This window comes from Actinoplanes sp. NPDC051851 (genome assembly GCF_040681165.1).
Taxonomy (GTDB): domain Bacteria; phylum Actinomycetota; class Actinomycetes; order Mycobacteriales; family Micromonosporaceae; genus Actinoplanes.
This window is the reverse complement of sequence record NZ_JBFAYF010000005.1, coordinates 197,819-212,144: the sequence shown is the minus strand read 5'-3', so window position 1 is coordinate 212,144 and position 14,326 is coordinate 197,819. Positions and strand designations below refer to the sequence as shown.

14 protein-coding genes are annotated in these 14,326 nt (G+C 72.0%); 3 read left to right on the top strand and 11 right to left on the bottom strand.

Translation table 11 applies throughout. The features are described from left to right. Positions 1-10: 10 nt before the first annotated feature. Positions 11-1,807 (bottom strand): ATP-binding protein, encoded by a 1,797-nt coding sequence (locus tag AB0M08_RS07705; protein WP_364490141.1) that lies wholly within the window; start codon positions 1,805-1,807, stop codon positions 11-13. 280 nt (positions 1,808-2,087) lie between these two features. On the opposite strand from AB0M08_RS07705, the gene AB0M08_RS07700 reads away from it, so the two are divergent. Both AB0M08_RS07700 and AB0M08_RS07695 read left to right on the top strand, forming a co-directional pair. Further along, the gene (locus AB0M08_RS07700) at positions 2,088-2,429 is read left to right on the top strand and encodes a metalloregulator ArsR/SmtB family transcription factor (protein WP_364490138.1); all 342 of its coding nucleotides are present in this window, start codon (positions 2,088-2,090) and stop codon (positions 2,427-2,429) included. Positions 2,430-2,431: 2 nt separating this feature from the next. After that, a complete protein-coding gene (locus AB0M08_RS07695) occupies positions 2,432-2,914 on the top strand; it encodes an SRPBCC domain-containing protein (RefSeq protein WP_364490135.1) in 483 nt (160 codons plus the stop codon). Here the strand turns inward: AB0M08_RS07695 and AB0M08_RS07690 are convergent. The 6 genes from AB0M08_RS07690 to AB0M08_RS07665 form a co-directional block, all read right to left on the bottom strand. Further along, complete coding sequence (locus tag AB0M08_RS07690) at positions 2,911-3,870, bottom strand: DUF1152 domain-containing protein (protein ID WP_364490131.1); 960 nt, start codon at positions 3,868-3,870, stop codon at positions 2,911-2,913. The genes AB0M08_RS07695 and AB0M08_RS07690 overlap by 4 nt on opposite strands. A gap of 136 nt (positions 3,871-4,006) precedes the next feature. Beyond that, positions 4,007-4,435: a hotdog domain-containing protein gene (locus AB0M08_RS07685; protein ID WP_364490129.1), complete on the bottom strand. Its 429-nt coding sequence runs from the start codon at positions 4,433-4,435 to the stop codon at positions 4,007-4,009. Beyond that, on the bottom strand, positions 4,432-5,064 hold the full coding sequence (locus tag AB0M08_RS07680) for a TetR/AcrR family transcriptional regulator (protein ID WP_364490126.1): 633 nt from the start codon (positions 5,062-5,064) through the stop codon (positions 4,432-4,434). The genes AB0M08_RS07685 and AB0M08_RS07680 overlap by 4 nt, the downstream gene beginning before the upstream one ends. A gap of 66 nt (positions 5,065-5,130) precedes the next feature. Further along, positions 5,131-5,949 (bottom strand): PIG-L family deacetylase, encoded by an 819-nt coding sequence (locus AB0M08_RS07675; protein WP_364490123.1) that lies wholly within the window; start codon positions 5,947-5,949, stop codon positions 5,131-5,133. Next, positions 5,946-7,679 (bottom strand): ATP-binding protein, encoded by a 1,734-nt coding sequence (locus AB0M08_RS07670; protein WP_364490120.1) that lies wholly within the window; start codon positions 7,677-7,679, stop codon positions 5,946-5,948. The genes AB0M08_RS07675 and AB0M08_RS07670 overlap by 4 nt, the downstream gene beginning before the upstream one ends. Before the next feature lie 49 nt (positions 7,680-7,728). Continuing rightward, positions 7,729-8,736 (bottom strand): LacI family DNA-binding transcriptional regulator, encoded by a 1,008-nt coding sequence (locus tag AB0M08_RS07665; protein ID WP_364490117.1) that lies wholly within the window; start codon positions 8,734-8,736, stop codon positions 7,729-7,731. Between the two features lie 74 nt (positions 8,737-8,810). On the opposite strand from AB0M08_RS07665, the gene AB0M08_RS07660 reads away from it, so the two are divergent. After that, positions 8,811-10,034 carry an MFS transporter gene (locus tag AB0M08_RS07660; protein WP_364490114.1) on the top strand — a complete coding sequence of 408 codons (1,224 nt, stop codon included), beginning with the start codon at positions 8,811-8,813 and terminating at the stop codon, positions 10,032-10,034. Positions 10,035-10,054: 20 nt separating this feature from the next. Here the strand turns inward: AB0M08_RS07660 and AB0M08_RS07655 are convergent, their stop codons facing one another. From AB0M08_RS07655 to AB0M08_RS07640, 4 genes are all read right to left on the bottom strand, one after another. Next, a complete protein-coding gene (locus AB0M08_RS07655; RefSeq protein ID WP_364490111.1) occupies positions 10,055-10,216 on the bottom strand; it encodes a hypothetical protein in 162 nt (53 codons plus the stop codon). 21 nt (positions 10,217-10,237) lie between these two features. Continuing rightward, complete coding sequence (locus AB0M08_RS07650; protein WP_364490108.1) at positions 10,238-11,557, bottom strand: CotH kinase family protein; 1,320 nt, start codon at positions 11,555-11,557, stop codon at positions 10,238-10,240. A 166-nt stretch (positions 11,558-11,723) separates the two neighbouring features. Continuing rightward, positions 11,724-12,464 (bottom strand): GTP pyrophosphokinase family protein, encoded by a 741-nt coding sequence (locus tag AB0M08_RS07645; RefSeq protein WP_364490105.1) that lies wholly within the window; start codon positions 12,462-12,464, stop codon positions 11,724-11,726. Between the two features lie 109 nt (positions 12,465-12,573). Further along, positions 12,574-14,316, bottom strand: coding sequence for a hypothetical protein (locus AB0M08_RS07640; RefSeq protein WP_364490102.1), 1,743 nt, complete (start codon positions 14,314-14,316; stop codon positions 12,574-12,576). Between the last annotated feature and the right edge of the window lie 10 nt (positions 14,317-14,326).

Here is a 14,326-nt window from a genome sequence, read left to right as displayed (position 1 = left end):
GCGACATCCCTCAGGATCCGCGGATCGCGCCGGAGACGGTGCGCGGGACACCGGTACGGGCGGCGGGGGCCCGCCCGACCGGGTACATCCCGGCGGCCGCCGCGCCGCGCGGCAGCCGGATGGCGAACGTCGTGCCCGGCCCGGTCCCGTCCGCGATGGTGATCGTGCCGTGGTGGCGTTCGATGATCGTACGGGTGATGACCAGGCCCAGCCCGGTACCCGGGATGCGGGCCGTCACCGCGGTCGACGCCCGGTAGAAGCGGCGGAACAACCGGGGCCGCTCCTCCACCGGGATCCCGATGCCGGTGTCCGCCACCGTCCAGGTCAGCCACCCCGGGTCGGCCCGGTCCAGTGCCGCGGTCACCGTCACCGTGCCGCCCGGCGGCGTGTACTTGACCGCGTTCGACAGCAGGTTGTCCGCGACCTGGCGGAGCCGGTCCGGGTCGCCGCTCAGCATCAGCTGCGGGGGCAGGACGGCGCGTACCGTCAGATCCTTCGCACCCGCGGTCACGTTCGCGGTCACGATGCTCTCCGCCAGCACCGCGCAGAGGTCCACCGTCTCGGTCTTGATGTCGAGGTTGCCCGACTCCAGGCTGGCCAGGTCGAGCAGGTCGTTGACCAGGATGTTCAGCCGGTCCGTGCAGCCGCTGATGATCCGCAGCTGGTCGCGGAGTTCGTCGAGGCTCAGCTCGGCCAGCTCCTCGTCGAGCAGCGTGATCGCGCCGACGATCACCGCGAGTGGATTGCGCAGTTCGTGGGTGACCAGGGCCAGGAACTCGTCCTTGGTACGGGCGAGGTCGATCGCCAGCTCCTCGGAGTGCCGCCGCTCCAGGTACTGCCCCACCCGGTCGGCCACCCCGGTCAGCAGGTCGATCAGGGTGTCCTCGGGATCCTCGGCCCGGTCGCCGTAGACGCAGAGCGCCCCCAGCACCCGGTCCCCGGAACAGATCGGGACACCCACCGCCACCCGCAACCCGGCCCGCGCCCCCGCCCGGCTGACCGGTGACACCCCGTCCGCGGCGAGATCGGGCACCCAGACCGCCCGGGCCTCGTGGTACACGACGCCCGGCAGCCCGGTCCCCGGCGCGCTCTCCTCGATGGCGAACCCGGTCAGATCCCGGCCCGACCGGTTGTGCCGGGCCGCGCAGGTGAGGATCCCCCGGTGCTCGTCGTGGAGCCAGAGCTCCGCGACCGGCCACCCCATCCGCAGCCCGAGGGCCTCCACCACCCGGGTGGCCGCGTCGGCACTCGACGGCGCCCCGGCCAGGCCACCGGAGATCGCCGCCTCGACCATGGTGAACCGCCCACTGCGCAGCGCCGCCGTCACATCGTGGGCGAGCGCGTGCACGACCTGATCGGTTCCGGTCCCGGTGGCCGTCAGCATGAGCTCGACCGGCAGCTCGAACCCGTCCCGGTGCAGGGCGGTGAGCTGCATCCGCCGCCCGAGCGCCCCACCCGCGTCCCCGTTGCCCAGCCGCCGCAGGCTGGCCCGGTAGGCGGCCCGGAACCGCTCCGGCGCGATCAGCCCGAAGACGTCCCGCCCGATCACCTGCTCCCGTGCCCACCCGAAGGTCTTCCGCGCCGCCGGATTCCACCCGACGACCTCTCCCCCGGCCCCGACCGCGACATAGGCCTCCGACATCAGCGCCAGTACGGCGTCCGACCCGGGCGCCAGGCTCCCGCCCGCGCCACCGGCCCGCCCGTCGGCCCGGCTGTCGGCGGACTGCCCGGCCGGAACCCGTTCGGCCGCGTCGTGACCGGCCGCGAGCGTGCCGGCCTGAGCGGCGGGTGCACCGGGCTGGTCCATGGCCTCCCCTGCGGATCCGCCCGGGGACCGGTTCCGATCCCGCTGCCGGAACCCACCCGCTCATAGGCGTCTAAATCCCAATTTACCCCGATCCTCACCCCGGGCGACCCCATGATTCGGCTGACGATTCACGAAGTCCGCGCGCACCCCGGCCGGCGGCACGAGAACCACCCGGAAGGCCTGGCGGAACGGCGCGGGCCTCGGAGCGGCGGTCGATCATCGTTTACCGCGAGGGGTCACCGGTTGACAACGTACAACTGATTGGTTGTATGTTGGGAGGGTGAACGAGGAGGACGCCGAGCGCGTGGACGCCCTGTTCCACGCGCTCGCCGACCGCACCCGGCGGGACATCCTGCGCCGGGTGCTCGCCGGCGAGCACTCGGTCTCCGCGCTCGCGGCGAACTACGAGATGAGCTTCGCGGCCGTACAGAAACACGTCGCCGTGCTGGAGCGGGCCGGTCTGCTCACCAAACGGCGCAGCGGCCGCGAGCAGCTGGCCAGCGGCGACGTGGAGGCGGTGCGGTCGGTGACGGCCATGCTCGCCGGCCTGGAGCAGATCTGGCGCGGCCGCATCACCCGTATCGACGCGCTCCTCGAAGCCGACCTTTCTCCGGAGGAATGACCATGCCCGTGACCGACGTCCACCACGACCTCGACAACCTGACACTCACCATCACCGCACAGTTCGCCGCCCCGGTGGAGCGGGTCTGGCAGATCTACGCCGACCCGCGCCAGCTGGAGAAGGTGTGGGGCCCGCCGACCTACCCGGCGACGGTGGTCGACCACGACCTCACGCCCGGCGGCCGGGTGACCTACTACATGACCGGGCCGACCGGCGACCGGCACGCCGGATACTGGCTGGTCACCGCCGTCGACGAGCCGAACAGCCTCACCTTCGAGGACGGTTTCGCCGACCTCGACTTCACGCCGAACCCGGCCATGCCGGTCTCCCGCAACGTCTACACCTTCACCGGGTACGAGGGCGGCACGCGGGCCACGTACACGGGCGTGTACGAGTCGGCCGACGCGCTGAAGAAGGTCCTGGAGATGGGCATCGTCGAGGGCTCCACGCTGGCCATCAACCAGATCGACACGCTGCTCTCCTAGTGGGGATAGGCCCGTGGGATCCGGGTCGACGTCAGTTCGTCGCGGAAGGCGCCGATCCGGGTGATCACCTGCTGCCGCCCGTACGTGTTCTCGATCCGGTCCAGGTAGAGGCACCGGGCGGCCAGCGCGTCCAGCCCGACGGTGAAGTAGATCGCCATCAGCGGGTTCACGAAGAGCGGGCTGCCGCTGGTCCGCCTGGTGAACCGGACGTCCCCGAACGCCCCGCCGAGCGCCGCCGCGATCTGCCCGTTGACGATGCTCGGCCGCTGCTCGGTGGCGGCCTGGGCGTCGGCGACCGCGTCCCGGTACAGTCGCGCCTCCCGGCTCTCCCCCGGGATCGAGAGCGCGCCGTAGTACGCACCCTCCCGGTCCAGCGCCGCGATGTTCTCCAGCACGTGCACGTGGCTGACCCCGTGGTACGCGTCGATCCCGAACCCGAGCGAGGCCACCAGCTTCACCGGCAGGTCGATCCCGGCCACCGCACCGAGACTGGTGACGTCCTCGACCGGCGTGCCGAGCGAGTTCTCATCACCGCGCAGCAGGATGTCGGTCCCTCCGTCGACCAGCACGATCGCGTCCAGGTCCAGCTTCTCCACCAGGTATCGGTACGCCTCCCGAAGCGGCTCGACACCGAGCGGCGGGAACGCGTACACGGTCGACGGCAGGTCGTGGGCGGCCAGCCAGCGCGCCAGCACCCCCTCCGGGAAGTACCAGTCCGGGCTGGTCGAGGCGGGCGTCACCGCGACGACGTGATCCGCCACCCAGGATTCCCGGTCGACCAGCTCCAGCTCCGAGAAGGAGAGGCTGGCGAGATGCACGGTGGCACCGCCGGCCTGCAGCGCGAACGCGAGCGGCAGCCCGGCGTAGACGTCGAAGCCCCCTCCCGCCCCGGCGATCAGCACGTTGCGGGCGTCTTCGAGTACGGCGAACAGCGGCGGCTTCCCCAGTGAGAACACCCGTCAATGATCAACCACGACCATCGACGGGAGGGGGCCGGCGGCGACGGCGTCTGGCCGCCAAGCTCAAGCGCCGCGCCACCGGTACCCCAGCATTACCCGCTACACAGCGAATGCACATCAGCACCACAGGTAATCACGCGGCACGCACCAGAACGGACGCGATGCCCCGGCCGTGGTCGGTCCACGGCTCCGGGCGCATGGTCACCGCGTTCACCCGGATGTTCACCCGGCGACCCTCGGCGAAGAGCGTCGCGCCGTCCAGCGACGTCACCCGGAAGCCGTACGCGGCGCTGCTCGACCCCAGCTTGTCCAGCCAGAAGTGGACGGCGACGTCACCCGTGCCCCGAACCGGGGTGTGGAAGGTGATCGCGTACTCCCGGACCACGTTGAACGCGTCCGGCGTCGTGGGGCGGCCGCCCGAGAACGACACGCCGCGCTCGGTCCACCACAGCGCGGTGGCCCGTTCCACCAGCACCGCGTACCGGGCGTTGTGCAGGATCCCCTGCGCGTCCAGGTCATCGAAATGCACCGGCATGTGCACTATGTCGCCATAAGAGGTCATGTCGGCAGCTCCGAGAAGGAAGTGGTCGTCAGCGGACGGAGGTGGTCCAGGAGAGCCCGGCGCGCGTGCCCGAAAGTGAGCGCGTCGCCGAGCAGCGGGGCCTGCATCACCGCACAGACGCCGAGCGACTCGGTCACGTAGGCGAGCTCGCCCGGATCGGTGCCCGGACGCAGGTCGCCGACGGTCACCGCCTCGGTCGCGACCCGGATCAGGAACGCCATCCAGTCGTGCTGCTCGGTGGCGAGCCGGTCCCGGAGCACGCCGGGGCGGGCGTTGAACTCGAAGTGCGCGTTCGCGAAGAAACAGCCGCCGGGCAGCACCCGCGACTCGTAGAAGCCCAGTCGATGATCATGAAGAGCCCACAGCCTGCGTACGCCCGGAGGACTCTCCAGCGCGGGCCGCACCACCCGGGCGGTCCACTGCTCGCGGGCGTGCCCGATCACCGCGAGCTGCAGCGCCTCCTTGGAACGCCAGTGCGCGAAGAGACCGGATTTGCTCACGCCGAGCGCGTCGGCGACCTGGCTCAGCGACAGCCCGTCGAGCCCGGAGACCGTCGCCAGCAGCAGCGCCTGGTCGAGCACGGCGGCGCGGGTGCGCTCGCCGCGGATCAGCCGGCCGTCCTGGGTCATGCCCCGACGCTACAAAACGACCGACCGTTCGTAAATATAATCTGGGCCACTCCCGCCGGAACGAGTTCAGCGCAGCCCCGCGAACAGATCGTCTTCCCGTACGGACGCGTCGCCGACCCGGATGAAGGACTCCACGCCCATCACCCTCCCGAACGTCTCCCGGCCCAGGCTCAGGAAGAACGCGCCGTCGCCCTGGCTGGCGTGCGCGGAGAGCGCGTCGAACTTCTGGTCCAGCACCTCGGCGACGTCGACCTGGGTGGTGATCTCCTCGTCCGGCCAGCCCATCGGCTCGCCCTCCGCGGGATCCGGTCCGTCGGCGCCGATCCCCATCTCCCGCATCCGCTCGGCCACCGTGGTCATCGCCGAGCGCGCGATGGTGCTCCAGTAGACCCGGGCCGGGCTCTCCGCGAGCGCGACGGCGGCCATCGAGATCCGGTGGACCTGGATGTGGTCGGGGTGGCCGTACCCGCCGTTGGGGTCGTACGTGACCACGACGTCGGGCCGGTACTTCCTGATCAGGGCGGCCAGACGCGCGGCGGCCTCGTCGACCGGCGTGGACCAGAACGAGCCGGGCGCGCCGTTGGTGTCCCAGCCCATCATCCCGGAGTCGTGGTACCCGAGGATCTCCAGGTGCGCGACCTTGAGCGCGGCGCAGCTCGCCTCCAGCTCCCGGCGGCGGGTGGCGACCACGGCCTCCGGGTCGTGCCCCGGCTCGCCGGGCTTGACGCCGTTCGGCCCGTCCCCGCAGCGGCCGTCGGTGCAGGTCACCACCACGGTGGTGACACCCTCGGCGGCGTACCGGGCGAGCACCCCGCCGGTGCTGGTCACCTCGTCGTCGGGGTGGGCGTGCACGGCCATCATGGTCAGCGATCTCGTCGGGCTCATCCGCCCATCTCACCAGACGTGGGCTTGGGCAGGGTGAACCAGAACAGGCTGCCGCCGCCGGGATTCGCGCCGACACCCACCTCGCCGCCGTGCCGGTCCACGATCCGCTGGACGATCGCCAGGCCGAGGCCGGTGCCCGGATAGCGCTCGCTGCCCTCGGCCCGGGTGAACGCGTTGAACACCTCGGCGCGCTGCTTCTCCGGGATACCGATGCCCCGGTCGGCGACCTCGATGCGGTAGCCCGCACCGGTGTCGGCCGCACCGATCCGGATCTCGGCGGACCGCTCCGGCGGGGTGTACTTGATCGCGTTGCCGATCAGGTTGTCCAGCACCTGGCGGATCAGGGTGGGGTCGCCGACCACGGTGGGCAGCGCGGACCGCTCGGCCGTCGCGGCGGCGCCCTCGCGTTCGGCGAGGATGCCCGTCACCACCTCGTCCAGGTCGATCTCGGTGAGCCGCAGCGTGGCGTTGTCCGCGGTGGCGTAGGCGAGCAGGTCGTCGATGAGGCGCTGCATCAGCGCGGCGCTGCCCCGGACCCGGGTCAGGTAGCCGCGCTGCTTCTCGGAGAGCGCGCCCTGGTCGGCGACGTGGATCAGCTCGGCGTAGCCGATCACGTTGGAGAGCGGGTTCCGCAGGTCGTGGGCGACCACTCCGGCGAAACCGACGAGCTCCTCCTCGCGTACGCGCAACTGCTGTTCGACGGCCTCCCGCCGCGCGATGTCCCGCCGCAGCTCGGCGGTCGCGTCGCCGACCCGGCGCAGCGCGCGGTCCCGGGAGGTGACGACGGTGGCGGTGAGGGTGGCCAGCAGCACGGTGAGCACGCTGCCGATCGCCGCCGCCCCGCGCGCCAGCCAGCGCTCGGTGGCCGGGAGCAGCCGCACCGTGGGCCGTACGGTGAGCAGCCAGCGTGGTTGATCGACCGGCAGCCCGATCCGCCGGAGCCGCTGGCCCGGGTCGCCCCGGGCGGGTGAGGGCCAGGTCGCGAGCGTGACCGGGGTGCCGGAGGAGGTGTCGGCGAACACGACGCCGACCTGGTCACCGGCGATCACGCCGATCGCGGGCCCGAGGAAGTCCCGCCCCCGGTAGGTCACGGTGACCCACCCGAGGAAGCGGCTCGCCTGGTCGAAGACCGGGCAGGCCATCACGAAGCCCAGTTCGCCCCCGTCCACCGCCCGGTACGCGGGGCTCGCCTCGACGTCGTTGCCGAGCCGGGTGTCCCGCAGCACCTGGACGATCTCCGGAGTCGCGCTCAGGTCGGTGCCGAGCGGGTTCGGGCCGCCGTCCAGGCTCCGGCCCAGCACCGGGAAGTAGTGGTCGCCGGGATCGGCGGAGGCGAGGGTCAGCGCGAGGTCGCCGCTCCCCCGCCGCCGCCACTCGGCCTGCGTCGCCGGCACGTCCCCGGGCGCGGCCGGTACGACGTACCCGACCGCGGTGGCGCCCGGCAGCCGCAGGCTGTCGACCGGGGCGGTGATGGTCGCGAACGCGGACGCGGTGACCTCCGGTTGCGCGCTCAGCGAGGCGGCGAGGTCGGTGAGGGCGACGGCGTACTGGAAGAGCTCGGCCATCACGATCTTGGCGATCACGTCCTGTTTCTGGGCGAAGGCGCGCCTGCTCCAGCTCTCCGCGGAGGAGTGCAGCGCGGCCGAGGCCAGACCGGTGCCCAGCGCGCCCAGCAGGACGACCAGGGCGACGATCAGCATCGACCGCCGGCCCGGCGAGAAGGCACGCATGATGCGAAACTACGTGGCCCGGCCCGGCCCGGTCGGACGTTTACCCGGTTCAGGACCGGATGGGGAGCGGACCGGTGGTGCCACGGACCACGAGCCGCGGTGCGATCACCACCTCGCGCCGGGCCACCGGGACGGTCTCGATCCGGTCGATGGCCCGGCCCACCGCGCGGGTCGCCATCTCCTCGATGTCCTGGGCGACCGTGGTCAGGTCGACGTGCGCGAGGCGGCTGAAGCTGCTGTCGTCGTAGCCGACCACGCTGATGTCGCGCGGCGCGTCCAGGCCGTGCCGGCGGAGCACGTCCAGCAGGCCGGTCGCGGCGAGGTCGTTGAAGGTGGTCACCGCGGTGGGCGGGTCGGCGAGCAGCCCGGCGGCCGCCCGGGCGCCGTCCTCCTCGCCGGAGCCGCCCGGCACGATCCGGATCAGCCCGCCGAGGCCGTGGTCACGCATCGCCTCCTCGTATCCGGTGCGCCGTTCGGCCGCGCCGTGCTGGGTGCCGCCGTCGACGTGCGCGATCCGCCGGTGACCGAGACCGACCAGGTGGTCGACGGCCTGCCGGGCGCCACGCCGGTCGTCGGTCTGCACCACGTCGACGTCGCGCTGCCGGACCGCCCGCATCATCGCCACCACCGGGAGCCGGGCGGCGAGCGCGGCCAGGTCCGCCGTACGCAGGCTCGGGGTGAGCAGGATCAGCGCCTCGCAGCGGTCCTGCAGCAGGTCGTCCACGGCGGCCCGGTCGGCGCGGCGGGGCGTCTCGGCGCTCAGGGTGAGCTGGTAGCCGGCCTTGTCGGCGGCGTCGTAGAGACCGGTGAGCACGTCGACGTGGAACGGGTGGCGTACGTCGAAGACCACCCCGAGCAGGCGGCTGCGACCACTGCGCAGCAGGCGGGCCCGGCTGTCCGGCTGGTAGCCGAGGCGCTGGGCGATCTCCAGCACCCGCTCCCGGGTGGCGGCCCCCGCGCCGGGCGCACCGCGCATCACGATCGACACGAGCGCCGTGGAGACACCGGCCTCGGCGGCGACGTCGGCGAGGGTAATACGCCGGTCGGGTGTCTGCATACGCGCGATCGTACTGTGTGATTACTAGAACGTTCTATCTCCACGCGCACTAGAACGTTCTAGAGTTTGCGTACGTGGACACCCTCACCGCCGGCCGCCGCTGGGCGGCCCTGCTCGCCCTCTCGCTGGGCGGTTTCGGGCTCGGACTGACCGAGTTCGTCGCCATGGGCCTGCTGCCCGACATCGCCCGTGACCTGCTGCCGGACCAGTACGCCCACTCCGTCTCCGGCGCCGTCGCCACCGCGGGCTGGGTGATCACCATGTACGCGCTCGGCGTCGTCGTCGGCGCGCCCACCATCGCCGCGCTGACCGCCCGGGTGCCGCGCCGCCGCCTGGTGCTCGGCCTGCTCGGGCTCTTCGTGATCGGCACCGTGGCCTCCGCGCTCGCGCCGAGCTTCGGTTTCGTGCTCGCCGGGCGCTTCGTCTCCGGGCTGGCGCACGGCGCGTACTTCGGTGCGGCCGGCATTCTCGCGGCGAACATCCTCGGCCCCGGCAACCAGGGCCGGGGCGTCTCCATCGTGATCGGCGGCCTGACCGCGGCGAACCTGGTGGGCGTCCCGCTGATCACGCTGCTCGGGCAGTCCGCGGGATGGCGGGCCGCCTATCTGGGGGTGGCCGCGATGTTCGCGCTCAGCCTGATCGCGGTGCTGCTCACCGTGCCGCCGGTCGCCGCCGCGCCGGGCGGGTCGCCCCGGGCCGAGCTGGCCGCGTTCCGCTCGCCGCAGGTGTGGCTGGTCGCCGGCGCGGTGGCCGTCGGCACCAGCGGGTTCTTCGCGGTGAACAGCTACATCGCGCCGATCACCACGCACGTCACCGGGCTCTCCGCGGGCAGCGTGCCGTGGGTGCTCGCCGCGGTCGGCCTCGGCATGACCGTGGGCATCGCCGCCGGCGGGCTCGCCGCCGACCGCGATCTGCGCCGCGCGGTCCGCCTCGGCTACCTCGGGATCATCGTGGCGCTGGCCGTGCTCGCCCTGGGCGCGGTCCACCCGGTGGGGCTCTTCCTCGGCGCGTTCCTGGTCGGCGCGGCCAGCCTCTTCATCGTCCCGGCCGTGCAGGCCCGGCTGATCGCGGTGGCGCCGGGCGCCCAGCTGATGGGCGCCGCGGTCAACCAGTCGTCGCTGAACACCGCGAACAGCGCGGGCGCCGCGATCGGTGGCGCCGTGATCGCGGCCGGCTGGGGCTACCTCAGCTCGGCGTGGATCGGCGTGGCGCTGACCGTGCTCGGCCTGGTGATGGCCGAGCTCAGCTTCCGCACCGAGAAGGCCCCCGCCCGTACCGAAGAACCGGTCCTGGCGTAGCCCGTGTGTGGGAACACGGGCTACGCCGGCTCCGGAACGCCGTCCGGATCAGGCGACGGCTCGGGCACCGGCTCGATCGGCGCCGGTGGCAGCGGGTCCGGGCTGTCCGGCGAGAGTTCCCCGGGGTCGTCGGGAATCGGCGCCCCCGGGTCGAGCGGCGGGTACTTCGGGTCGGTCTCCATGGATGATCGACTACCCAGGAATCAGGAGAAGTACGCCTCGATCTTGGAGGTCTCCGAGGTGATGGTGTCGGTGCTGACCAGGTCGCTGGCCTGTGCGGTCAGCACCGCCGCCCGCGCCTTCAGCACCGCGGCCGCCTTGCCGCTGGTGTAGAGGCCGGACTTCAGATCGGTCCCCGCCTTGGTGTACGCCGCCGCGAAGGTGGTGTTCGCCTTGAACCGGGTGACCAGGATGTTGCTCTTCCCGCCGGGCCCGCCACCGCCGCCCTTCCCGCCGCCACCGTTCTGCGGCATCTGCCCGCCACCGGACGGCATCGCGGCGCCGGACGGCATCGCGCCACCGGACGGCCGGGTGCCACCGGACGGCATTCCGCCCCCACCGGCGTTGTTCCCGCCACCGCCGCCACCGCCCATGCCGCCGAAGGCGAGGTTGTGGTCCCAGGCCACCACGGTCATGACCTTGGAGTCGGTGGTGTAGCGCAGGTACGAGTTGTTCCCCGGCCCGTCGATGTCGTCCGAGTTCGAGATCATGTCCTCGAAGGCGAGATACGTCGCGAACGCCTCCACGTCCAGGTACTTCTTCAGGTCCGTACCGAAGTCGGTGTCGCTCGACTGGTTGATGAACTTGAGGAACGCGATCAGCGGCGTCAGGTCGTCGTCGCCGGCCTCCTGGTCGAAGACGTCGTCGTAGCTGGACGCGTCGTCGCCCCGGTAGCTGTAGTCGCCGTTCGCCTCGGCCTTGTAGAGCAGCCCGGCACTGCTGAAGTTCTCCGCGTCCCAGGTGTCGTCCGGGTTCTCGATCGCCAGCCGGAGCACCGCGGACCCGCCGTTGACCGTGAACCGGGTGGAGAACGACTTCTGGGTGGCGAGCCCGGCCATCCCGAGCAGCTCCAGCGCCACCGCCTCGTTCAGCGCGGTCGACGTGTTGCTGGACCGGATCACGAACTCGTTGTAGCCGTCGTGCGTCTGCCCGTCCACGTACTTGTCCAGGCGCACCAGCCAGGGCAGGTCCTTCGGGTCACTCGACGTGCTCACCCCCCGCAGCGAGGAGTTCCCCTTGAACCTCAGACCCGCTTTCTGGTACGCCGTACCGTCGATGGTCACGGCCGTCTCGATCCACTCCTTGTCCCCGCCGTCGAGGTACTTGCTCAGCATCTCGCTGTAGTCGTCGGTGTCGAAGGTGAGCTCGACGTCGTGCACCTTGCTGGTGTCGAAGAGCCCACCGGAGTCGTCGCCGCCGGTCGTGCTCCCGGACGACGCCGCGTCGCTGCTGCTGCCACAGCCCGCGAAGACGGCGACTCCGAACACTCCGGCGAGCGCGGTGCCGAACGCCCGGCGCGACATCGGGCGCCTGCTTCCCGGTACGGGCATGGTGGCCGTCCTTCCCTGAGGTCGTGGTCGATGTCCTCAAGAGAAGATCGCGCTCCCTGGTACCCGCTATGTCACGCCTGTGAATCCCATGAGCCGTCGGATCCGTCCCGCCCGCCAGGACCGGATCCGGGGAGCGGGGTCAGATCCGGGGGCCGTGGATCTCCTGGTGCAGGCTCTCCATCCGGCGGTCCAGCTTCGCCGCGTCCTCGGCCGCGGAGAGCAGCTCGTCCCGCAGCGCGGTGGGCACGCCGACCGGGTCGTACTTGTAATAGATCTTGTGCTCGAGGCTGGCCCAGAAGTCCATCGCGACCGTGCGCAGCTGGATCTCCACCGGCACGAGCACCACCCGGTCGGACATGAACACCGGGATCTCCACGATCAGGTGCAGGCTGCGGTACCCGTTCGGCTTCGGCTGCGCGATGTAGTCCTTGGTCAGCACGAGCTTGACGTCCGGCTGGCGGATCAGCATGTCGGCGACCCGGTAGACGTCCGACACGAAGCTGCACACGATCCGCACGCCGGCGATGTCCCGGATCCGCGCCCGCAGGTCGTCGAGCGTGACCGGGCAGTTCGTCCGCCGGGCCTTCGCCGCGATGCTCGCCGCCGTCTTGAGCCGCGGCCGCACGTGCTCGATCGGGTTGCCCCGTCCCCGGTGCGCCAGCTCCTCGGCCAGGATGTTGATCTTCGTCTCGATCTCGGCGAGCCCGAATTTGTACACCATCAGGAACTGGTTGAGATCGGTCATCAGCTCGTGCAGCGCATCGTGCTCCGCGTGCCCCGCGCCGAGCGCCAGGGCGAGCCGCTTGAGGGCCTCCTCGCGCATCTCGACGGGCTGTTGCCACCGCTCGACCTGCTGATCACCGCTCTGCGGACCGGTCATCACCGCCCGCACCTGCCTGTTCGCCGCTCCGCCCGGGTCACGTCACTAGATTATCCAGTCCGCCGAACCACCCACCCGGCGTGCCCCTGCTTCCGGCACGGACCCGGCGTCAGCGGCGCCAGGACTCGTGGATGTTGACCAGGAGGACCAGGATGGCCGCGGTGAAGCAGGTGAACGTGACCACGTAGCGGCCGTCGAACCAGAGCACGGCGAGCGCGCCGACGATCGCCGTGGCGATCACCAGGCGGAACAGCACGGCCCAGAACTTGCCGCGGACCAGCCCCTCCACCGTCAGCAGCATCAGCAGCAGGCCGAACGCGGTGTCCGTGCCACGGGTGCCGAGCGGGGAGACCACCGTGCCCGCCGCCCAGAGGATCAGCGGGGTGCTCATCACCGCCCACCAGGACTGGGCCCGCCCGCGCAGGCCGGTCGCCGTCTCCAGCGGGACGCGCCGGTGCAGCAGATGGGCGTGCGGGTGCTGGTCGACCGGCTCGGCCACCGCGGAGAGGGCCAGCTCGTCGGCGAGCCGGGTCCGTTCCATCCGCAGGCCGAGCAGCTTCTGCTCGCGCGGGAGCAGCGCGCGGACCTCGGGTGACGCGGCGGGCAGCCCGGCGGCCGCCACCTCCAGCTCGTGCCGGAGCTCGCCGACCTCCCGGTCCAGCGCGGCCAGCCGCTCGTTGCCCCGGCGGGTGCGGATCTCCGCGTACTCCCGCTCCGCCGCCGGGTTGGGCAGCACCTTCGCCAGTCCCGCCCAGCCCACCGGGTCCGCCCACGGCTGGCGTACAGTGCCGTCCCGCCCGTACCGGGGGCCCGCCGGACCACGCTCGCCCCCGAGCCGGTCCCGGGTGTCCCGCCCCCAGAGCCCGCGGAAGTCCCGCACCCACGGGGTCTCGTCGCCGATCACCACCGGGTGCCACTCCTCGCCCTGCCCCGGCCCGACCGCCCGGCCGTCCCCGCGCGCGTAGTCGACGTACGGGATCCCGAGCCCGCCGTGGTCGCCCTGCCAGGGTGCGAGCAGCCGGGCCGACCAGCGCAGCGCGGCGACCAGCCCACCCAGCCGGGGCGGCTTCACGGTGATCAGGTAGTCGCCCGGCAGGTACGCCCCGGAGTGCGACCCGGCGCCCACGAAGACCACCGGGTGCCGCCCGTCGACCAGGGCCAGGTCCGGGTCGTCCCAGCGGCGGCGCAGGTCGTCCCCGGTCTCGTCGTGCGCCGAGAAGACCACCCAGCGCGGCGGCGGCAGCCCGTCCACTCCGGTCACCCCGGTGCCGTCCAGGAAGATCGTCACCTGCTCCCAGTCGGCCTCGTGCTCGTTGACCCCGCCGAACGCCGACCGCCAGTTGTTGAAGCAGTAGAAGTACCAGTACTGGCAGACGATCCACGAGCCGTCCCGGATCACCCGGCCGTAGTAGGTGGGCCGCCCCGGCTCCAGGTGGTCACGCTGCAGCAGGAACGCGTGCGCCGCGCTGCCACCGGGCACGCTGCCCCGGAAGAGCAGGGAGAACCGGTTCATCGCGTCGACCAGCCGGGCGGTCAGCCCCACCGACGCCAGCCGGCTGGACCGGCGCAGGTGGTGCGGGCGTTCCCGGAGCGGGATGTGCGCGACGCCCAGGTGCTTCTCGTTGCTCCCGATCCCGGAGAGCGAGTACCCCAGGGCGGCCACCGGCAGCGTCTCCAGGGTCAGCGAGGCCGCCGGCCGCTCCTGTACCGGGCTGCCGCCCTGCTGGGAGCGCCACAGGCTGGCCCGGCTCACGTACCGGTCGACCGACACCGGGAAGAAGAACTCCCCCTCGGTGAAGCGGGCCACCGGCTCGTACGCCCGCAGCAGGCGACGTTCGTCCTCGATCTCCAAGACCCCGTTA

Coding starts and splice junctions, on each gene's coding strand:
- AB0M08_RS07675 (WP_364490123.1), bottom strand. CDS start 5,949: ATGAGCCCGACGAGATCGCTGACCATGATGGCCGTGCACGCCCACCCC.
- AB0M08_RS07680 (WP_364490126.1), bottom strand. CDS start 5,064: ATGACCCAGGACGGCCGGCTGATCCGCGGCGAGCGCACCCGCGCCGCC.
- AB0M08_RS07645 (WP_364490105.1), bottom strand. CDS start 12,464: ATGACCGGTCCGCAGAGCGGTGATCAGCAGGTCGAGCGGTGGCAACAG.
- AB0M08_RS07665 (WP_364490117.1), bottom strand. CDS start 8,736: ATGCAGACACCCGACCGGCGTATTACCCTCGCCGACGTCGCCGCCGAG.
- AB0M08_RS07670 (WP_364490120.1), bottom strand. CDS start 7,679: ATGCGTGCCTTCTCGCCGGGCCGGCGGTCGATGCTGATCGTCGCCCTG.
- AB0M08_RS07685 (WP_364490129.1), bottom strand. CDS start 4,435: ATGACCTCTTATGGCGACATAGTGCACATGCCGGTGCATTTCGATGAC.
- AB0M08_RS07650 (WP_364490108.1), bottom strand. CDS start 11,557: ATGTCGCGCCGGGCGTTCGGCACCGCGCTCGCCGGAGTGTTCGGAGTC.
- AB0M08_RS07705 (WP_364490141.1), bottom strand. CDS start 1,807: ATGGACCAGCCCGGTGCACCCGCCGCTCAGGCCGGCACGCTCGCGGCC.
- AB0M08_RS07695 (WP_364490135.1), top strand. CDS start 2,432: ATGCCCGTGACCGACGTCCACCACGACCTCGACAACCTGACACTCACC.
- AB0M08_RS07655 (WP_364490111.1), bottom strand. CDS start 10,216: ATGGAGACCGACCCGAAGTACCCGCCGCTCGACCCGGGGGCGCCGATT.